13 protein-coding genes and 2 pseudogenes are annotated in these 15511 nt (G+C 63.5%); 6 read left to right on the top strand and 9 right to left on the bottom strand.

The features are described from left to right. A partial coding sequence (locus SYN65AY6A5_RS01555) for an RNA-guided endonuclease TnpB family protein (protein ID WP_143597120.1) occupies positions 1-530 on the top strand: 530 nt, incomplete at its 5' end. 14 nt (positions 531-544) lie between these two features. Here SYN65AY6A5_RS01555 and recG read toward each other — a convergent pair. Together recG and psaM are read right to left on the bottom strand one after the other, a co-directional pair. After that, positions 545-2968, bottom strand: a complete 2424-nt coding sequence (gene recG, locus SYN65AY6A5_RS01550) for an ATP-dependent DNA helicase RecG (RefSeq protein WP_099813349.1) — start codon at positions 2966-2968, stop codon at positions 545-547. A 159-nt stretch (positions 2969-3127) separates the two neighbouring features. Then, positions 3128-3220, bottom strand: coding sequence for a photosystem I reaction center subunit XII (gene psaM, locus SYN65AY6A5_RS01545; RefSeq protein WP_041438450.1), 93 nt, complete (start codon positions 3218-3220; stop codon positions 3128-3130). Between the two features lie 233 nt (positions 3221-3453). Between psaM and glyA the strand changes: the two genes are divergently transcribed. The 3 genes from glyA to SYN65AY6A5_RS01530 are packed head-to-tail and all read left to right on the top strand — an operon-like array spanning position 3454 to position 6538. Next, positions 3454-4779, top strand: coding sequence for a serine hydroxymethyltransferase (gene glyA, locus SYN65AY6A5_RS01540; RefSeq protein WP_049749769.1), 1326 nt, complete (start codon positions 3454-3456; stop codon positions 4777-4779). 24 nt (positions 4780-4803) lie between these two features. Continuing rightward, positions 4804-5907, top strand: coding sequence for an MraY family glycosyltransferase (locus SYN65AY6A5_RS01535; RefSeq protein ID WP_240527843.1), 1104 nt, complete (start codon positions 4804-4806; stop codon positions 5905-5907). Positions 5908-5914: 7 nt separating this feature from the next. Then, a complete protein-coding gene (locus tag SYN65AY6A5_RS01530) occupies positions 5915-6538 on the top strand; it encodes a hypothetical protein (RefSeq protein ID WP_011430833.1) in 624 nt (207 codons plus the stop codon). A 12-nt stretch (positions 6539-6550) separates the two neighbouring features. On the opposite strand, the gene SYN65AY6A5_RS01525 is transcribed toward SYN65AY6A5_RS01530, so the two are convergent. Then, positions 6551-7078: an adenine phosphoribosyltransferase gene (locus SYN65AY6A5_RS01525; RefSeq protein ID WP_011430834.1), complete on the bottom strand. Its 528-nt coding sequence runs from the start codon at positions 7076-7078 to the stop codon at positions 6551-6553. A 178-nt stretch (positions 7079-7256) separates the two neighbouring features. Between SYN65AY6A5_RS01525 and SYN65AY6A5_RS01520 the strand changes: the two genes are divergently transcribed. Beyond that, on the top strand, positions 7257-7694 hold the full coding sequence (locus tag SYN65AY6A5_RS01520; protein WP_011430835.1) for a hypothetical protein: 438 nt from the start codon (positions 7257-7259) through the stop codon (positions 7692-7694). 121 nt (positions 7695-7815) lie between these two features. Here the strand turns inward: SYN65AY6A5_RS01520 and SYN65AY6A5_RS01515 are convergent, their stop codons facing one another. Then, the gene (locus SYN65AY6A5_RS01515) at positions 7816-9690 is read right to left on the bottom strand and encodes a peptidase M3 (RefSeq protein WP_099813020.1); all 1875 of its coding nucleotides are present in this window, start codon (positions 9688-9690) and stop codon (positions 7816-7818) included. A 208-nt stretch (positions 9691-9898) separates the two neighbouring features. Between SYN65AY6A5_RS01515 and SYN65AY6A5_RS01510 the strand changes: the two genes are divergently transcribed. Next, entirely contained in the window at positions 9899-11449 is a 1551-nt protein-coding gene (locus tag SYN65AY6A5_RS01510; protein WP_011430837.1) for a YifB family Mg chelatase-like AAA ATPase, read from the top strand. Between the two features lie 97 nt (positions 11450-11546). Here the strand turns inward: SYN65AY6A5_RS01510 and recF are convergent, their stop codons facing one another. From recF to SYN65AY6A5_RS14250, 5 genes and pseudogenes are all read right to left on the bottom strand, one after another. After that, positions 11547-12689 (bottom strand): DNA replication/repair protein RecF, encoded by a 1143-nt coding sequence (gene recF / locus SYN65AY6A5_RS01505; RefSeq protein ID WP_011430838.1) that lies wholly within the window; start codon positions 12687-12689, stop codon positions 11547-11549. A 103-nt stretch (positions 12690-12792) separates the two neighbouring features. Further along, positions 12793-13485 (bottom strand): DNA-binding protein, encoded by a 693-nt coding sequence (locus SYN65AY6A5_RS01500; RefSeq protein ID WP_099883763.1) that lies wholly within the window; start codon positions 13483-13485, stop codon positions 12793-12795. 90 nt (positions 13486-13575) lie between these two features. Next, positions 13576-15030 (bottom strand): HAMP domain-containing sensor histidine kinase, encoded by a 1455-nt coding sequence (locus SYN65AY6A5_RS01495; RefSeq protein WP_099883761.1) that lies wholly within the window; start codon positions 15028-15030, stop codon positions 13576-13578. Positions 15031-15051: 21 nt separating this feature from the next. After that, positions 15052-15180 (bottom strand): annotated as a pseudogene (locus SYN65AY6A5_RS14255) (DNA-binding response regulator); the annotation flags it as partial. Positions 15181-15273: 93 nt separating this feature from the next. Then, a pseudogene (locus SYN65AY6A5_RS14250) lies at positions 15274-15511 on the bottom strand (RNA-guided endonuclease TnpB family protein); the annotation flags it as partial.

The raw sequence follows: 15511 nt of genomic DNA, 5'->3' as shown, positions 1-15511 counted from the left end.
TATCCCGGAAAAAGAAAGGGTCAAACCGCTACAAGAAAGCGGTAAAGAGGTTGTCCAAAGCGCACCAGAAGGTAGCCAACCAGCGCAAAGATTTTCACTACAAGACGGCAAAGGAGTTGTTAAGTAGGGGGAAGCACATTGCTCATGAGGCGCTTACTATTGGGGGTCTGGCTAGAACCAGACTAGCCAAGTCTATTTATGATGCCGGGTGGGGACAATTCCTGCAAATCCTTAAGGTCAAGGCTGAAAGAGCTGGGCTGTTAACGATTGCAGTGAATCCAAACGGCACAAGTCAAGAGTGTTCCGGGTGTGGTCAGGTGGTTCCCAAAAAACTCCACGAAAGGTGGCACGATTGCCCCTACTGTGGGCTAAGGCTGTCACGGGACCACAACTCGGCAAGGGTAATCAAATCCAGAGCGGTGGGGCATCCTGTTCTTAAAGCTCGGAAAACGTCCTATGCGGTAGCAGGAGTCACCGAGAAGCCCGCCCTCTACCCGTTCGCGTCAGCGGCGCGGAGCGCTTCAGGGTGAGGGACGGGAGTATGTCACGTCAACAAAGCCGGCCCCAACAGGCGGGCCTGGCGTTCTTCCAGTATGCGGCGCAGGCGGGGCCACTGCTGCAGCTCCGGGTCTTGGGCAATGAGCTGCTCGGCCGCCTGGCGGGCCAACTGCAGCACCTCTTGGTCGTCCATGAGGCTGGCCAGGGCAAAGTCGGGCAGCCCCGACTGGCGGGTGCCCATCACCTCCCCAGGGCCGCGGAAGCGCAGGTCCATCTCGGCAATGAAAAAGCCATCGTGGGACTGCTCCAGGACTTTTAGCCGGCGCAGGGCCTCTTCGCTTTGGGATCCCGTCATTAGAATGCAGTAGGCCTGGTCGGATCCCCGCCCCACCCGCCCCCGCAGTTGGTGGAGCTGGGAGAGGCCAAAGCGCTCGGCATGCTCCACCAGCATCACCGAGGCGTTGGGCACATCCACCCCTACTTCCACCACTGTGGTGGAGACGAGGATATCCAGCTCCCGCCGGCGAAAGGCTTCGATGACAGCCTCTTTCTCGCTGCTAGTTAGGCGCCCGTGCAGCAGGCCCACCCGGAACTGGGGGAAGACCTTCTCCTGCAGGCGCTGGTGCTCTTCAATGGCGGACTTGAGATCCAGCTTCTCCGACTCCTCAATCAGGGGCAGCACCACGTAGGCCTGCCGTCCCTGGGCAATTTCCCGCTCCATCAGCCGCACCACCTGCAGGCGATCCCCGGGTCGAGCCACCACCGTATGCACCGGCTTGCGCCCCGGGGGCAGCTCGTCAATTTGGGTAACATCCAGATCCCCGTGCAGGGCCAGGGTAAGGGTGCGGGGGATGGGGGTGGCCGTCATGGTCAGGACATCGGGGTGATCCCCTTTCTGTTGCAGGGCAGCCCGCTGTTCGACGCCAAAGCGGTGCTGCTCGTCGATAACCACCAAGCCCAGGTTGCGAAACTGCACCGCCGGCTGGATGAGGGCATGGGTACCAACAACTAGGGGCAGCTCCCCGGTCTGCAACTGCCGCAGGATCTCGCGCCGCTTGGCGGGGGGGGTGGAGCCGGTCAAGAGTTCAACGGGCACTTGCAGTTGGCTCAGCCACTCCACCAGCTTGCGGTAGTGCTGCTCGGCCAAGACCTCGGTGGGGGCCATGAGGGCCGCCTGCCAGCCGGATTGAATCGCCGCCAGCAAGGCCGCCACCGCCACCACAGTTTTGCCGGATCCCACATCCCCCTGCAGCAGGCGGTTCATGGGCAAGGGATCCCGCAGATCCGCCAGGATCTCGTCAATGGCCCGCTGCTGGGCAGCGGTCAGCTGGAAGGGCAGGATTTGGTAGAAGCGGTCCAAGAGCTCTCCTCTGGCCGGCTGGTAGCGAGGTACAGCCTGAGCTTGGGCGCGGTAGCGCTGCCGCCGCTGCAAGAGGCTAAGTTGCAGGTAGAAGAACTCATCGAACACCAGCCGCCGCCGGGCCTGGGCCAGCAGCTCTTGCGTCTTGGGAAAGTGGATCTGCTGCAGGGCAAGGGGCAAGTCCAACAGCTGCAACTGCCGCTTCAGGGGCTCCGGCAAGGGATCCTCCACCAAGGCAGCTGCCGGCAGGGCGAGCTGGACGGCCTTGCGCACCAGATCGGCGGGGATCCCTTCTGAAAGGGGGTAAACGGGTAGAATCTTGCCCAATCTCTCCGGATCCTCGCCCTCTCCCCCCAGCACCTCCAGTTGCGGGTTGTCCAGCGTCAAGCCCAAGCGGCCCTTTTTCACCAGGCCGCTGGCCGCCACCACTGCCCCCTTGGGGTACTGCCGCTCCAGGGCCGCCTGCCAACTGCGCTGGGCAAATTGCCGCCCGCTGTAGAAGCGGCTGAGGGTGACTATGCCGCTTTTGTCGGCAATCTTGAGGTTCAAGATGGTCAGCAAGGGGTTCTTGGGGCTGGTGAAGCAGCTGCAGCTTTTCACCGTCCCCACCAGGGTAACGGTCTCCCCCACCTTGGCCTGGCGGATGAGCACCCGGCGGGAATAGTCCAGGTGATCCCGTGGGAAGTAGTAGAGGGCATCGCGCACAGTGTGCAGGCCCAGTTGTGCCAGCTTCTCCGCCGACTTGGGGCCAATGCCCTTGAGAAATTGCAGCGGCTGCTCCAAGCTGAGGCCCTTGGGCGGGGGCAAAGCAGGGCTGGGTGGGCCAGATTGGGCTTGCTCTTGCTGACGACGCAGCCGATCCAGCCAGCGGCGGGTTTCCGCCACCAGGTGCTGCCGCTCCGCCAGCTCCAACTGGGGGTAGAGGCGATAGCGGGATCCCAGTTCTTTCCACCGCCGTCGCTCCTCTCCATCCAGCGTCCAACCCGCAGGGGGATCCTGGCCAAACACGCTCTGCAAAAACTGGGAGAAGGTCTGCTCTCGCCCCCGCAGGTCGGTAAATCCCAACTCCGCCTCTAGAGAAAGGGCGCGCTGAAGCCGCTGTAGATCCACCTGGCTCAAGTTGCTTCTGGGTCGGCTGCCGGTAGTCTCTCTAATCCAACTTTAGCCAATGGCAAAGAGCCCCAGGCGCGGCCTCTGCGCCTCAACTCAAAAGGGCCTGCTCTGTAGGACAGGCCCAGGGATCCAGAGCAACCTTATTCCAGATGGAAACTAGCTGCGGGCCAAGGCGGATCCCAGGAGCGCGGCCATCACGGCCGGCACCAGGGCAATGGCCAGGATGGTGAAAACTTGCGCGTCGGTCATAGCCAACTCCCTAAAACCCAGTGCTGTGAACCTGCTCCTCACTTTACCCCGGCTGGTGACCAGACCTGGGGCCTAAAAATATTCTTTACAAAGCGGCCTTTGGCTCTGGGTTTGGCCGCTGCGGGATCCCCCAGCCCGGCCCCAATCGTGTTACGATGTTGCTCCGCAACGCTGTCGCGACAGCGGGGCAATTCTGGATCTTTTTCTTTGCAACGTTCGCTCTTGGCGTCACCATGGTAGCCGCTCCGCAAAGCTTGACCACTCCCCGGGACAACCTGGCCATTTTGGCGGAAACGGATCCCGTCGTCTACCGCCTCATCCAGCAGGAGCTCAACCGGCAGCGGGATCACCTGGAGATGATTGCCAGCGAGAACTTCACCTCGCCGGCTGTCCTGGCCGCCCAGGGCTCGGTGCTGACCAACAAGTATGCAGAGGGGCTGCCCGGCAAGCGCTACTACGGCGGCTGCGAGTTTATCGACGAGATCGAACAACTGGCCATCGACCGCGCCAAGCAACTCTTTGGAGCGGCCCACGCCAACGTGCAGCCCCACTCCGGCGCCCAGGCCAATTTTGCCGTTTTCCTGGCCCTGCTGCAGCCGGGAGACACGATCATGGGCATGGATCTGGCCCACGGCGGCCACCTTACCCATGGCTCGCCAGTCAATGTCTCCGGCAAGTGGTTCCGCGTGGTGCACTATGGTGTGGATCCCCAGACGGAGCGGATTGACTTCGACCAGGTGCGGGATCTGGCCCGGCAGCACCGGCCTAAGCTCATTATCTGCGGCTACTCGGCCTATCCGCGGATCATTGACTTTGCCGCTTTCCGCGCCATTGCCGACGAGGTGGGGGCCTATCTAATGGCCGATATCGCCCACATTGCCGGCCTGGTGGCCACCGGCCACCACCCCAACCCGGTACCTATCTGCGATGTGGTCACCACCACCACCCACAAGACGCTGCGGGGGCCACGCGGCGGGCTGATCCTCACCCGCGACCCGGAATTGGGCAAAAAGCTGGACAAGGCGGTGTTCCCCGGCAGCCAAGGGGGGCCTTTGGAGCATGTCATTGCCGGCAAGGCGGTGGCCTTTGGAGAAGCCCTGCAGCCCAGCTTTGCCCAGTACTCAGCCCAGGTCATTGCCAATGCCCAGGCGCTGGCGGCAACGCTGCAGCGGCGGGGCATCCGGCTGGTTTCAGGGGGCACCGACAACCACCTGGTGTTGCTGGATCTGCGCTCGGTCTCGGCAGTGCTGGAGAAAAACGGGGCTGCTGATCCAGTGATGACAGGCAAGCGGGCGGATCGCCTGATGGAAGAGATCCACATTACTGCCAACAAAAACACCATCCCCTTTGACCCGCAGCCGCCCTCTGTGGCCAGCGGCCTGCGCCTGGGATCCCCGGCCTTGACCACCCGCGGCCTGGGGCCGGCAGAATTTGAGGAAATTGGGGAAATTATCGCTGACTGCCTGTTCCAGCCAGGGGATCCGGGTGTGCTCGAAGCCTGTCGCCGGCGAGTGGCCGAGCTCTGCCGCCGTTTTCCGCTCTACCCCCACTTGGGATAACCCCCCTCCTCGCTACGGCTTGCCATGCCTTACTTGGTTGCCTTTTTGGCTGCTGCCTGTGTGGTTCTCTGGGCAACCCCGGTGGTGAAGGCGGTCGGGATCCGCAGCGGCCAGTTGGATTTTCCCGATGAGCGCAAGATCCACCGGCAGCCGATGGTGCGCCTAGGGGGGGTCTCTATCTTTTTTGGCAACCTGGTGGCACTACTCTTGCTCTGGGGAGCCGGAGCCTTCGCCGGCTTGCGCACCGAGCAGGAGTACGAGATCTGGGGGGTAACCATTGGCGGCGTTTTGTTTTTTTTGATCGGCCTGGCCGACGATCTGTTCCAGTTGTCGCCCTTTTCCCGCCTGGCGATGCAGTTTGGGGTGGCTGCCGCCGCCTGGGGAGTGGGGGTGCGCATCGAGTTCATTAACCTACCGGGGATCGGCATCTGGCCCTTTCCGGTATGGCTGAGCCTGCTGGTTACCCTGCTGTGGCTGGTGGGGATGGCCAACGCCATCAACTTCATGGACGGCCTGGATGGCTTGGCGGCAGGCGTGTCGGGGATCGCAGCAGTCGTGATGCTGATGGTAACGCTGCTCCTGGATCGGCCGGCGGCGGCCATGCTGGCGGCAGCCTTGGCCGGGGCCTGCCTGGGCTTTTTGCGCTACAACTTCAACCCGGCCCAGATCTTCATGGGAGATGGGGGAGCCTACTTTCTGGGCTTTACCCTGGCCGGGATCGGGGTCATTGGGGTGGCCAAGGGGGTAACCACGCTGGCGGTGGCCCTGCCGTTTTTTATCCTGGCCGTGCCGATTTTGGATATGTCTGCCGTGATCCTCAAGCGGCTGGCTAGAGGCAAGTCCCCCTTTCATCCCGACAAGGGCCACTTGCACCATCGCCTGCTCAAAGCCGGCCTGTCGCAGCGGCATTCAGTACTCTTGATCTACGCCATGACCCTCTGGGGGGGATCCCTGGCCTTGGCCCTGGCCGGCCTGCCGGCAGGGGGTACCTATCTGGGCGGGGCCTCGCTGCTGTTGGCGGGAGTAAGCTGGGGGGCCTGGCAACGCCACCGTCAGCGGCAACGGTCTTTGGCTGCTGAAGATACCCAGGTTCAAGCAACAGATTCAGTTAATTCAAAAAAGGATTAAGCCTGGGTTGTTCCCAGCCGCCCGCCTGCCTAGACTGGAAGGGATCTCCTCTGCCGCCTTGATGATGCGTCCTACACCGGAGCTGGCGGCCCTTTTGCGCCGCACCGCCGATCGCTTGCAGGCCCAGCACTGGGGCTTTTGGGATCGCGAGTACTGCTGGCGGGATAGTACCCGCTGCAATTGCGGCCTGCTGGTGCGAGAAGCCCTGGGCTGGAATCAGCAGCAGCTTAGCCTACACATCCACCGCGGCACTTGGCGCACCATTGCCCAAACAGCCTATCGCACCGCTGCCTTTGTCCTGAGGGATCCCTGGCAAGCCCGGTGCCAGGCCACGGGCCTGCGGCTGGGGTATGTGTTTGAGAAGATGGCAGAGCTGGGGTTTGACCGGCCAGAGGACTTTGCTGCCCTGGAAGAGCTCAGCGATCCGGTTATCCTGGCCCGCCTCGCCGAAAAGGGGGTGGAGCCAGTGCGGCGCGACCACGCCCTCCATGTGGCCCTCTACATGCGGGAGCTGGCCGACTGGATTGAGGAGCAGCTGCAGGCCCAGGCTCAGCTCAGCCACTTGACCCAACCCCTGCCCAAAGCCAAAGCAACAGAGGTGGCCGTCCGCCAGCCGCTGCGCCTGCGGTGAGGTGTGGATCCCCTAGTTGGATTCGTCCACCATCACCACATGGGTGGGGATCTCAGGGGGCAGGAGCTTGCGGCCCGACAAGAAAGCCAGCTCAATTAGAAAGGCAAACCCTCCCACCTCAGCGCCGCTCTGGGCCACCAACTGAGCGGTGGCGGCAGCAGTGCCCCCGGTGGCGATGACATCATCCACGATCACCACCCGGTCGCCGGGGCGCAGGGCGTGGGCATGGAGTTGCAGCTGGTCTTGGCCGTACTCTAGACTATAGCTTTGGCTAAGCACCGGCGGTGGCAACTTGCCGGGTTTGCGAACCGGGACAAATCCCAACCCCAAATGCTGAGCCAAAGCAGCCCCCAGAATAAACCCCCGCGACTCAATGCCCACCACATAGTCCAGGGATCCCATAGTGGCAGTACCGGCAGCCAACTGTTCAATTGCCGCCCGAAAGCCTGCTGGATCCCGCAGCAGGGGGGTTATGTCGCGAAAGAGGATCCCGGGTTTGGGAAAATCGGGCACCAAGCGGATGAAGGCGCGCAAATCCATCCTGTTTTCCTCGCTGGCCAGTGGCTTGCCGAAAGAACGCAACCCATCATACCCACTTAGCTTAAGGGCAGATGGAATGCCTTTTTGTCCGTTCGGCAGCGGGGAAGATTTTTTATAATTAGCAGGGCTGGGAGCCGCGGCTTACCTGGTCTTTCTGTTTGTGACTCGGAGATTTCTCATGCGCTACTACATGGCCATCGACTCCAATCCCCTGGCAAGTTTGCCGCTGGCTCTGTTTGGGGTGGGCAGCGAGTCGGCATACGTCGATCTGCTGCAGGACAAGTTAATGGTGCGGGTGGGCAACTTGTTCAACGAAACCTTTTCTCTAAGCGAGTTGGGACGAGGGGAGCGCTTCTCCTGGCCCTGGTTCTACGGCCTGGGTGTGCGCACCGATTTCCAGGGGTTGGTGGGCGCGGTAACCAGCACCCAGGGGGTGGTTGCCATTCCGTTGCTGCAGGAAAAGACCCTCTTCATCCCTCTGCTGGGGCCGCTGGGGCTGCAAGTACCCTGCAAAAAGCTGGTCTTCAGCCTCAAGGATCCGGATACCTTTTTGGCCAATTTCAACCAGGGGCGCCCCGAGGTGAACGGCGCGCCCAAGAATGTGGTGATTGAGTAGCCAGGGCCAGCTATTTTGACAAGACCAGCACCTCAGTGACGGAGCCGCGCTTGCGGCCGTGGCAGTTGATGGCGCGGCTGTCTCCTTCTCGCTACGCCAAAGGTCAGCTGGCCGCAGTCCCCTAGTTTTGATCCTCTTCCAGCAGCTCTTCCAGCACCTCGATCCAATGCTCCAGTTCCTCCAACCCCTGCAACACTGCCTCTGGGTCGCTTAGCTCCACCTGGAGCAGCTGGGCCGATTCTGCCCAGCTTAGGGATCCGGGCGGGCTGGCCAGCCAATTCAGGTAGCTGGGCAAAAAGGTCCGCGGAGACAGATGATACTGGCGGTAACAGGCCAGGGCAACCAGGCTGGCCAGGCTGACCTGAGGGGCGCTGAAGGGGCGCAGAAACAGCTCCGGCATCCCCACCCAGCGGAACTGCTCTTCCGGCAACAGCTCCACCGCATCGCCGCACAGCTCCTGGCTCAGCTTCAGCCACTCTTCGCCGACCCAGTAGGTAGGGCCAGCCTCGGATGGGGCCAGTGGAGCGGTGTCGCCTTGCGAGATCTCCGACCGGTAGAGGAGCAGCTCCAGCCGCGCAATCAAGCTCTGGTAGAACACGGCTTGCAACTGCGCCTCCAGGTGGTGAATCAACAGGGCCTGGGCCAAGGTAAGGCTGCCGGAGCGCAAGGCCTCCGGCCCGCTTCCCCGATCGCGGAGACGAGGTGGCGCCGGCGTGCCCCGCGCCCCCTCCAGCAGGTAGTCGAGCAGCATCTGCTGTAAAAACGCGGTGTGCACCCGAATTTCCCAGGAGGGCTGGACAGTTCCTTGCAGCTCCTCCAGATCCAGCCAAACCCGAGGCCCCTCAGGCCGGAGCCGCCGGCTGAGGGCTTCAAGGGCTTGCAGCAGCAAGGCGAGGGGTTCACCCCCTAACGATGGCGTCTCTGGCTTGCCGGCGGGTGCTTCCAAGTTGGAGCGGATTTCCGGTAACCAGGGTTTGGCCTGGGCTGCACAGTCGGGGCAGAACTCTTGCAGGGCCGCCCAGACCAGGGAGGTAGCCTCGGCGGCGGTGAGGGGAGGAGCCGGATCCCCCCAGGGCGCATAGAGGTCGCAGGTACGGATGGAACGGCCCAGGGCGCGGCTTTTTAGGCGGTAGTAGCGCTGGAACAGGTCGAAGCGATCGCGGATCCCGTCCAGCAGCTGCTCCCAAAAGGGCTGGCCGAGGCCATGGCGAGCCAGGTAAAGCTCGGCGGCAGAATCGTAGCCCCGCCACTGGGCTTCCCAGAGGTGGTCGCGGATGAGGACGCTGAGAATAAATCCCCCTAGCTCTGCATGGGCTTCTAGGTGTTGGCCCAACCGCTGGTAGGCCGCCCAGCGGATCTCAGCGCTGGGGTGGGTTTGCAGGCTCTGCAGGTGGGCAAGGGTTTCAGTCGACTGCTGTTGGGGGAGAGCGGGGGAGCTAAGGGTGACTTGCCACAACTGCCGCCAGGCCAAGCGTCCGGCCAGGCGCTGCTGGTGGAGTAGACGTTCCAGAGGCTCCGCCTGCTGGTGACCTCGCTGCTGGAGGAGGCCACACAGAAACTGGCGAAAGGGGCGCAGCCCTGGATCGGCACAGGCAGCAGCCAAAAGATCCAAGCGCCGCTCCTCTGGCTCGGGCGGCAACTCGGCGGCAGGCTCGTCGGGAGAGACAGCCAACAGGGACTGCAGCTCCAGGGGGAAAAAGAGCAAGTGGCTTTGCAGGGAGATAGCCCGTTCCAGATCCCGCCAGCTTGGGGCCTGAACAGGGGTAGCCGGGATCCCTTCCCTGCCCTCTGCAAGGTGAGCTGCCAGGGCTTGTGTTAGCTGCAACAAGACTTGCAGCGCCTTTCCCAGCTCTGGTGGGCTGAGCTGGGCCACTTGCCCTCGGTAGCAGCGGGCAAACTGCTGTACCTGCTCTTCCAGCTCATCCCACGCTGGGATGGGCTCTTCCCCGGGGCCAGAAAAATGGTCAAAGGGAGGGTCGGAAGTAGGAAAGACCACTGGGATAGCCTCCTAGCGATGAGGGCCCTCCCTCCATTGCCTTGTCGGCTGAGGGGAGTGCCCCCTTTTGAGGGGCAGGGAAAGCCTGAAACGATTGTGACATTCTCCCCAAGCCCCTGCAGCCAGAGCGCAGGGATCCCTGGCCAGGGCAGAGGCCAAAACTTCTGCCAGGATTAAGCTAAAGACTTTCCTCGGGGAGGCAACTGGAGTGTTTGCTCAGGTCACTGCTGCTGCCCTGGTGGGACTCAAGGCCGTGGGGGTCACGGTAGAGGTGGATGTGGGCGGTGGCTTGCCCCAGATTACCCTGGTGGGGCTGCCCGATACAGCCGTTCAGGAGGCCAAAGAGCGGGTACGGGCGGCCATCAAGAACTCCGGCTTTGCCCTGCCCCAGCGGCGGATCATCGTCAACTTGGCCCCCGCCGATCTGCGCAAAGAGGGCCCCAGCTTCGATCTGCCCATTGCCATCGGCATCCTGGCAGCCGCAGGAGTAGTTGAGCGGGAAGCGCTGGCCAACACCCTGCTGCTGGGGGAATTGGCCCTGGATGGCACCCTGCGTCCTGTGGCGGGAGTTTTGCCCATCGCCGCCAGCGCCGCCGAGATGGGGATCCGCCGCCTGGTGGTGCCCCGAGAAAACGGCCCGGAAGGGGCGCTGGTGCAAGGGATCCAGGTGTATGGGCTGCCCTCTTTGGCGGCAGTGGTGAGCTGGCTGCAAAACCCCCAGGGAGTTGAGCCGGTGCGGATCCAGCGGGAGCAGATGCTGCCCACCGAAACGGAACCCCTGCTGGATTTGGCCGATGTCAAGGGGCAAGAGCACGCCCGACGGGCCCTGGAGATCGCGGCGGCCGGCGGCCACAACCTGTTGCTGGTGGGCAGCCCGGGAGCGGGCAAGACCATGCTCGCGCGTCGTCTGCCCGGCATTTTGCCGCGGCTGCAGTGGGAAGAGATGTTGGAAATTACCCGCATCTACTCGGCAGCCGGCCTGTTGCGGCAAAATCTCCACCTGGGGCGCCAGACTCCCCTGATTACGCAGCGGCCCTTTCGGGCTCCCCACCACTCGGCTTCGGCGGTGGCGCTGGTGGGTGGTGGCCCCTACCCCAAGCCTGGCGAGATCTCCCTTGCTCACCACGGTGTCCTGTACCTGGATGAACTGACGGAATTCCGGCGGGAGGTGTTGGAGGTGCTGCGCCAGCCTTTGGAAGATGGCAAGGTCACCATCTCCCGCGCCCGCGTTTCTCTGGAGTTTCCCGCCCAAACCACCCTGGTGGCCTCCACCAACCCTTGCCCCTGCGGTTTCTATGGAGATCCCGTTCAGCCCTGCACCTGTACGCCGCAGCAGCGGGAGCGCTACTGGTCCAAGCTCTCCGGGCCGCTGTTGGATCGCATCGACTTGCAGGTGCGGGTCAACCGCCTCAAGCCAGAAGAAATTGTCCGCCTCCAGGGCGGCGAATCTTCCCAAGCGGTGCGGCAGCGGGTGGAACAGGCGCGGCAGCGCCAACGGCAGCGCTTCCAAAACGAGCCAGGGATCCACTGCAACGCCCAGATGCAACCCCGCCACCTGCGGCAGTGGTGTGCCCTGTCCGAGCCCTGTCGCAAACTCTTGGAGAGCGCCATCCAAAAGCTGGGCCTGTCTGCGCGGGGGAGCGACCGCATCCTCAAGGTGGCCCGCACCATCGCCGACCTGGAGGGTGCCGAGGCCATCGCCCCCACCCACCTCGCCGAGGCCATCCAGTATCGCAGCCTGGATCGCGGGCGGCCCTGAGCCCTCACCCCCGGCCCCTCTCCCAGAGGGAGTGATTCCCTCACCCCCAGCCCCTCTCCCAGAGGGAGAGGGGAGTATGGTATGGGATTGGCCTGCTTTAAGCCAAGGGGAGCGAGGCGGGGGAGGGAGCAATCTGCCCCTGGTGCACTTGCAGGATTTGCGCCCCTTGGAGCCAAGCGGCGTCGAAGGATCCCAGGTGGGTGGTGGTAACCAAAGTCTGCACCCGTTCTTGAATCGCCTCCAAGAGCTGGTTTTGGCGGTGCAGATCCAGCTCTGCCAGCACGTCGTCCAGCAGCAGCAGGGGCGGATCCCCCTTCACCTGCTCGATCAGTTCCAGCTCCGCCAATTTGAGGGCCAAGACCAAGGTGCGCTGCTGCCCCTGGGATCCATAGGCGCGGGCGGCAACTCCGTCGATGCCCAGCTCCACCTCGTCTCGGTGGGGGCCAACCAGAGAGGTGCCCAGGGCCTGTTCGGCAGCAGCCTTGGCGCGGATCGCGGCCAAAAATTGGGCTTGAACCACCTTGGGATCGGCCTGGGGATCCGGCAGGGGCACCTGCGGGCGGTAGGTGAGGCTGAGGGTCTCCCGTCCGCCGCTGATGGCCTGGTGCCAGCGGGCGGCCAGGGGTTCTAGCCGCTGCAACAGCCGGGCGCGGCGGCGCAGGATGCGGCTGCCAAGGGTGGCCAGTTGCGCGTCCCAAAAGGCCATCTGAGGTACTTTGTCGCCCGCAGCCAAGGGATCCTGCTTCAAGAGGGCATTGCGCTGCTTGAGGATCTGACGATACTGCTCCACCAGGCCCAGGTAAGCCGGCTCCAGTTGAAGCAACACCCCGTCCAGCCAGGTGCGCCGCGCTTCTGGAGCTCCCCGCACCAGCTCCAGATCCAGGCTGGAGAACACCACGGCACTCACCTGCCCCAAAAAGTCCGATTGTCGCCGTAGCCCCTGGCCGTTAACCCTTAGGGATCGCCCCCCTTGGCTGCGCAGCTCCATCGCCAGCTCGTGGGCCACCCCCAGCCGCTCCACCGTGGCGGCGATCCGGGCCTTCTCTGCCCCCTGCTGCACCAACTCCCGATCCCGACCGGCCCGCCGCGAGCGCAGGGTGGCCAAGAGCTCCACCGCCTCCAAGAGGTTGGTCTTGCCCTGGGCGTTCTCCCCCACCAGGATGGTCTTGGGCGCCTCGAAGGAGATCTTTTGATCCCGGTAGTTGCGAAAGTGCCACAGGTGCAGAAAACGCAGGTACACTCGACAGCCGTGCGCTCTTGGCTCTGGATTTCTGGGCAGAAGAACAGCCCCCGCGGCGGGGGCTTTTACTCTAACGCAACTGCCTCGGGGTCAGCAGACCCACTCAGAAGCTGCTCAGGGATCCCAGACCGCTCAGGCGCTCAGCCGCCAACAGGTGCAAGGCGGCGCGGGCCGAGTGGAAGGCGGCTTTGCTGCGGCTGTAGTCGGCGAAGGTGTAGCTAGCGGGATCGGCATTGACCCTGCCCAACAACTGTTGGGCTTGCTGCTGCAGCTCGGCTACAGGGCCGGAGGTGATGTTGGCGAAGGTCATCTCCGCTTGCAACCGGCTGAGGGACTCTTGGGCGCGGAGGGGGGCTTCGAAGAAGGAACGGCCAGGAGGGCCCCCAAAGCCTAGCTCCGCTTCGTACAGAGCTTTGGCGGCTTTGGCCAGGTTTTCCGCCGCCTTGGCCTGCTCGCGGGCGGCAAAGACATTCCCCCCTTGCAGAGCCTTCTGGGCCTCGGCAAAGCTCTGGCGGCTCAGCTCCAGAAGACGGGCCGCTGCCGGAGAGGATCCCCGCTGGGCGAAGAAGCTGGCTTCCGCCAGGTCCCGCTGCGCTTTGGCCAGGTCGTGGTTGACTCGCTCCAGCTCCCGCGGGCTCTGCCAACTCGGCTGCATTGGCACGGGGGCTGCAGTTCCAGGAGCCGAGGGCCGGCCCCGCTGGGCTTGCGCCGGGGATCCCAGCACCAGGGGAGTGAGGAGCACCAAAATCGGTAGGGAACAGCCGAGGGTACGGGTGAAGGAAGCACGCATCGTCATGGTTACAAACTCCAATCGACAGGACAAGCCGGTTTGGGGTTGGCCCGTTCGCGCTCTTTGGGCGGAGTTCTGGGGGCTTTCCCTTGCGGCTTATCTTGAGAATGGCGAAAGAAAATGACGTGAAGATGACAAGGGCAGCTCCACCGTAAACACCGACCCCTCCCCCACCCGGCTGGCCACCCGCAGGGATCCCCGATGGGCGGTAACGATCTGGTGGGCCAAGGCCAGGCCCAGCCCAAATCCCCCCGTATGGCGGGCGCGGGCCGTGTCCACCCGGTAAAACCGCTCGCACAGGTGGGGCAGGTGCTCAGGAGGGATGCCGATGCCTGTATCCTTCACGTGGATGCTAACCCAGGGAGGCCGGCTTTCCAGGCTCACCTGCACCGTGCCGCCGGCGGGGGTGTACTGCAGGGCATTGCGCAGCAGGTTTTCCACCGCCTGCCGCAGCAGGGCCGCCTCCCCCCGCACCAGCCATTTCCCGGCAGGCCCCGGCAGGTCGCATTGCCAGCGCAGCCCCAGGGACTCCGCTTGGGGCCGGTATTGTTCGCCCAGCTCCTGCACCAGCTTCCGCAAGTCCACCAGGGGCAGATCCTCCAAAGGCAGGGATCCCTGCTGGCGGGCCAACTGCAGCAGCGTATCGATTAACTCACTGAGGCGGCGGGCGCTGCTCACCACCTTTTCTAGGCGGGGCTGCGCTTCTTCCGGGGCAAGCAGAGCCATCTGGGCATTGCTCATCAGGGCGGCCAGGGGGGCGCGCAACTCGTGGGAAGCATCGGCGGTAAAGCGCTGCAACTGCTCGTAGGAGCGGCGAATCGGCTGCATGGCCACCCCCCCAAAAACCCAGCCTGCTCCGCCGATCAACCCCAGCGTCAGCGGGATCCCGATCCCCAACCCCCAGCGCAGACGGCCCAAGCTCAGTTGCAGCGGCTCCAGCGGCACCGCCAGTTGCAAGTAGCCCAGGATCTGATCCCCCTGTTGCACCGGTAGGGTGAGCTGGCGCAGCAGCCTGCCCTCTTCCGCCGCTACCGTCTCAAACCCCAAAGACAGGTGGTGGGGAGGGCTATCTAAGGCAAACCACTTCAGAGGGGGAGGGGATCCCGTGTATTGGCGCAGGGATCCCAGCGGCTCTGCCCCACCGGGATTGGCGGCATCGAACCAGCGCACATAGGCCAGGTGATGCTCAAGGGGCTGGGTTTTGCTGCCCAGAAAAGGCACCTCGTTCAAGACCAGCCGCCACTGCCCCTGGCGCAGCTCGTACTTGATGGCCGCCGCCATGATTCGGGCCTGAACCTGCAGTTCCTCGTCAAAAGCCTGCAATTGGTTCTCCGCTTGCAGGCGGTAGAAGAAAGCAGCAAACACCACCAGGATCCCGCCCATCACACCGGCAAAGCTGCGGGCCAAGCGACGGCGGCTGTGCTGAAACAATTCCGCCTCTTTTGTCGCGGCCTTCTGGCTCAGGTGCTGCTGAAAAGTTGGCCTCAGAGAAACCCAGTCCCAGCCCAGCCGCGGGAGAGAATGCTTTGGCCCGGCTCTTTTGGCCTCCATGCCACCTCTAGGGAACTGCTTCTATGGGTCTGCTTCCGGGGAGGGGATGCGCAGCCGGTACCCCTGGCCGTACACCGACTCCAGCCAATCCTGGGCCTCCACCTCCTTTAACCGTAACCGCAACCGCCGCACCAGCGCCGCCACGGCATTGCTTTCCGGCTCACAGCCTCACTCCCACACCGCCTGCTCGATCTGGCCCCGACTGAGCACCTGGTGGGGGTGGCGCATCAGGTACTGATACATTTACGCTGAACACTGCTGAGCATTACTGCTCAGCGGTGAAGCGATAGCATTCTGTCCGTTTCCGTTGTCACTACGCGACGCTGACGCGACCGCGCTACTCGGACGGAGTCCAAACAGAAAGGCGGTATCCCGCAAAGCCCTGAGCATAACACCCAGAGCGCCTTGCCAATCTCGTGGTAGCCTATGGTTGCACTTTGGGCATCTAAACACCTTTGCGCCACCCAACTTGGTGTGGATG

The sequence above is a fragment of the Synechococcus sp. 65AY6A5 genome, assembly GCF_002760415.1.
Taxonomy (GTDB): domain Bacteria; phylum Cyanobacteriota; class Cyanobacteriia; order Thermostichales; family Thermostichaceae; genus Thermostichus.
Note: the sequence above shows the minus strand (reverse complement) of the source record. Positions and strands in the feature narration are given on the sequence as shown.

Coding starts and splice junctions, on each gene's coding strand:
- psaM (WP_041438450.1), bottom strand. CDS start 3,220: ATGACCGACGCGCAAGTTTTCACCATCCTGGCCATTGCCCTGGTGCCG.
- glyA (WP_049749769.1), top strand. CDS start 3,454: ATGGTAGCCGCTCCGCAAAGCTTGACCACTCCCCGGGACAACCTGGCC.
- SYN65AY6A5_RS01535 (WP_240527843.1), top strand. CDS start 4,804: ATGCCTTACTTGGTTGCCTTTTTGGCTGCTGCCTGTGTGGTTCTCTGG.
- SYN65AY6A5_RS01525 (WP_011430834.1), bottom strand. CDS start 7,078: ATGGATTTGCGCGCCTTCATCCGCTTGGTGCCCGATTTTCCCAAACCC.
- SYN65AY6A5_RS01520 (WP_011430835.1), top strand. CDS start 7,257: ATGCGCTACTACATGGCCATCGACTCCAATCCCCTGGCAAGTTTGCCG.
- SYN65AY6A5_RS01500 (WP_099883763.1), bottom strand. CDS start 13,485: ATGACGATGCGTGCTTCCTTCACCCGTACCCTCGGCTGTTCCCTACCG.
- SYN65AY6A5_RS01495 (WP_099883761.1), bottom strand. CDS start 15,030: ATGGAGGCCAAAAGAGCCGGGCCAAAGCATTCTCTCCCGCGGCTGGGC.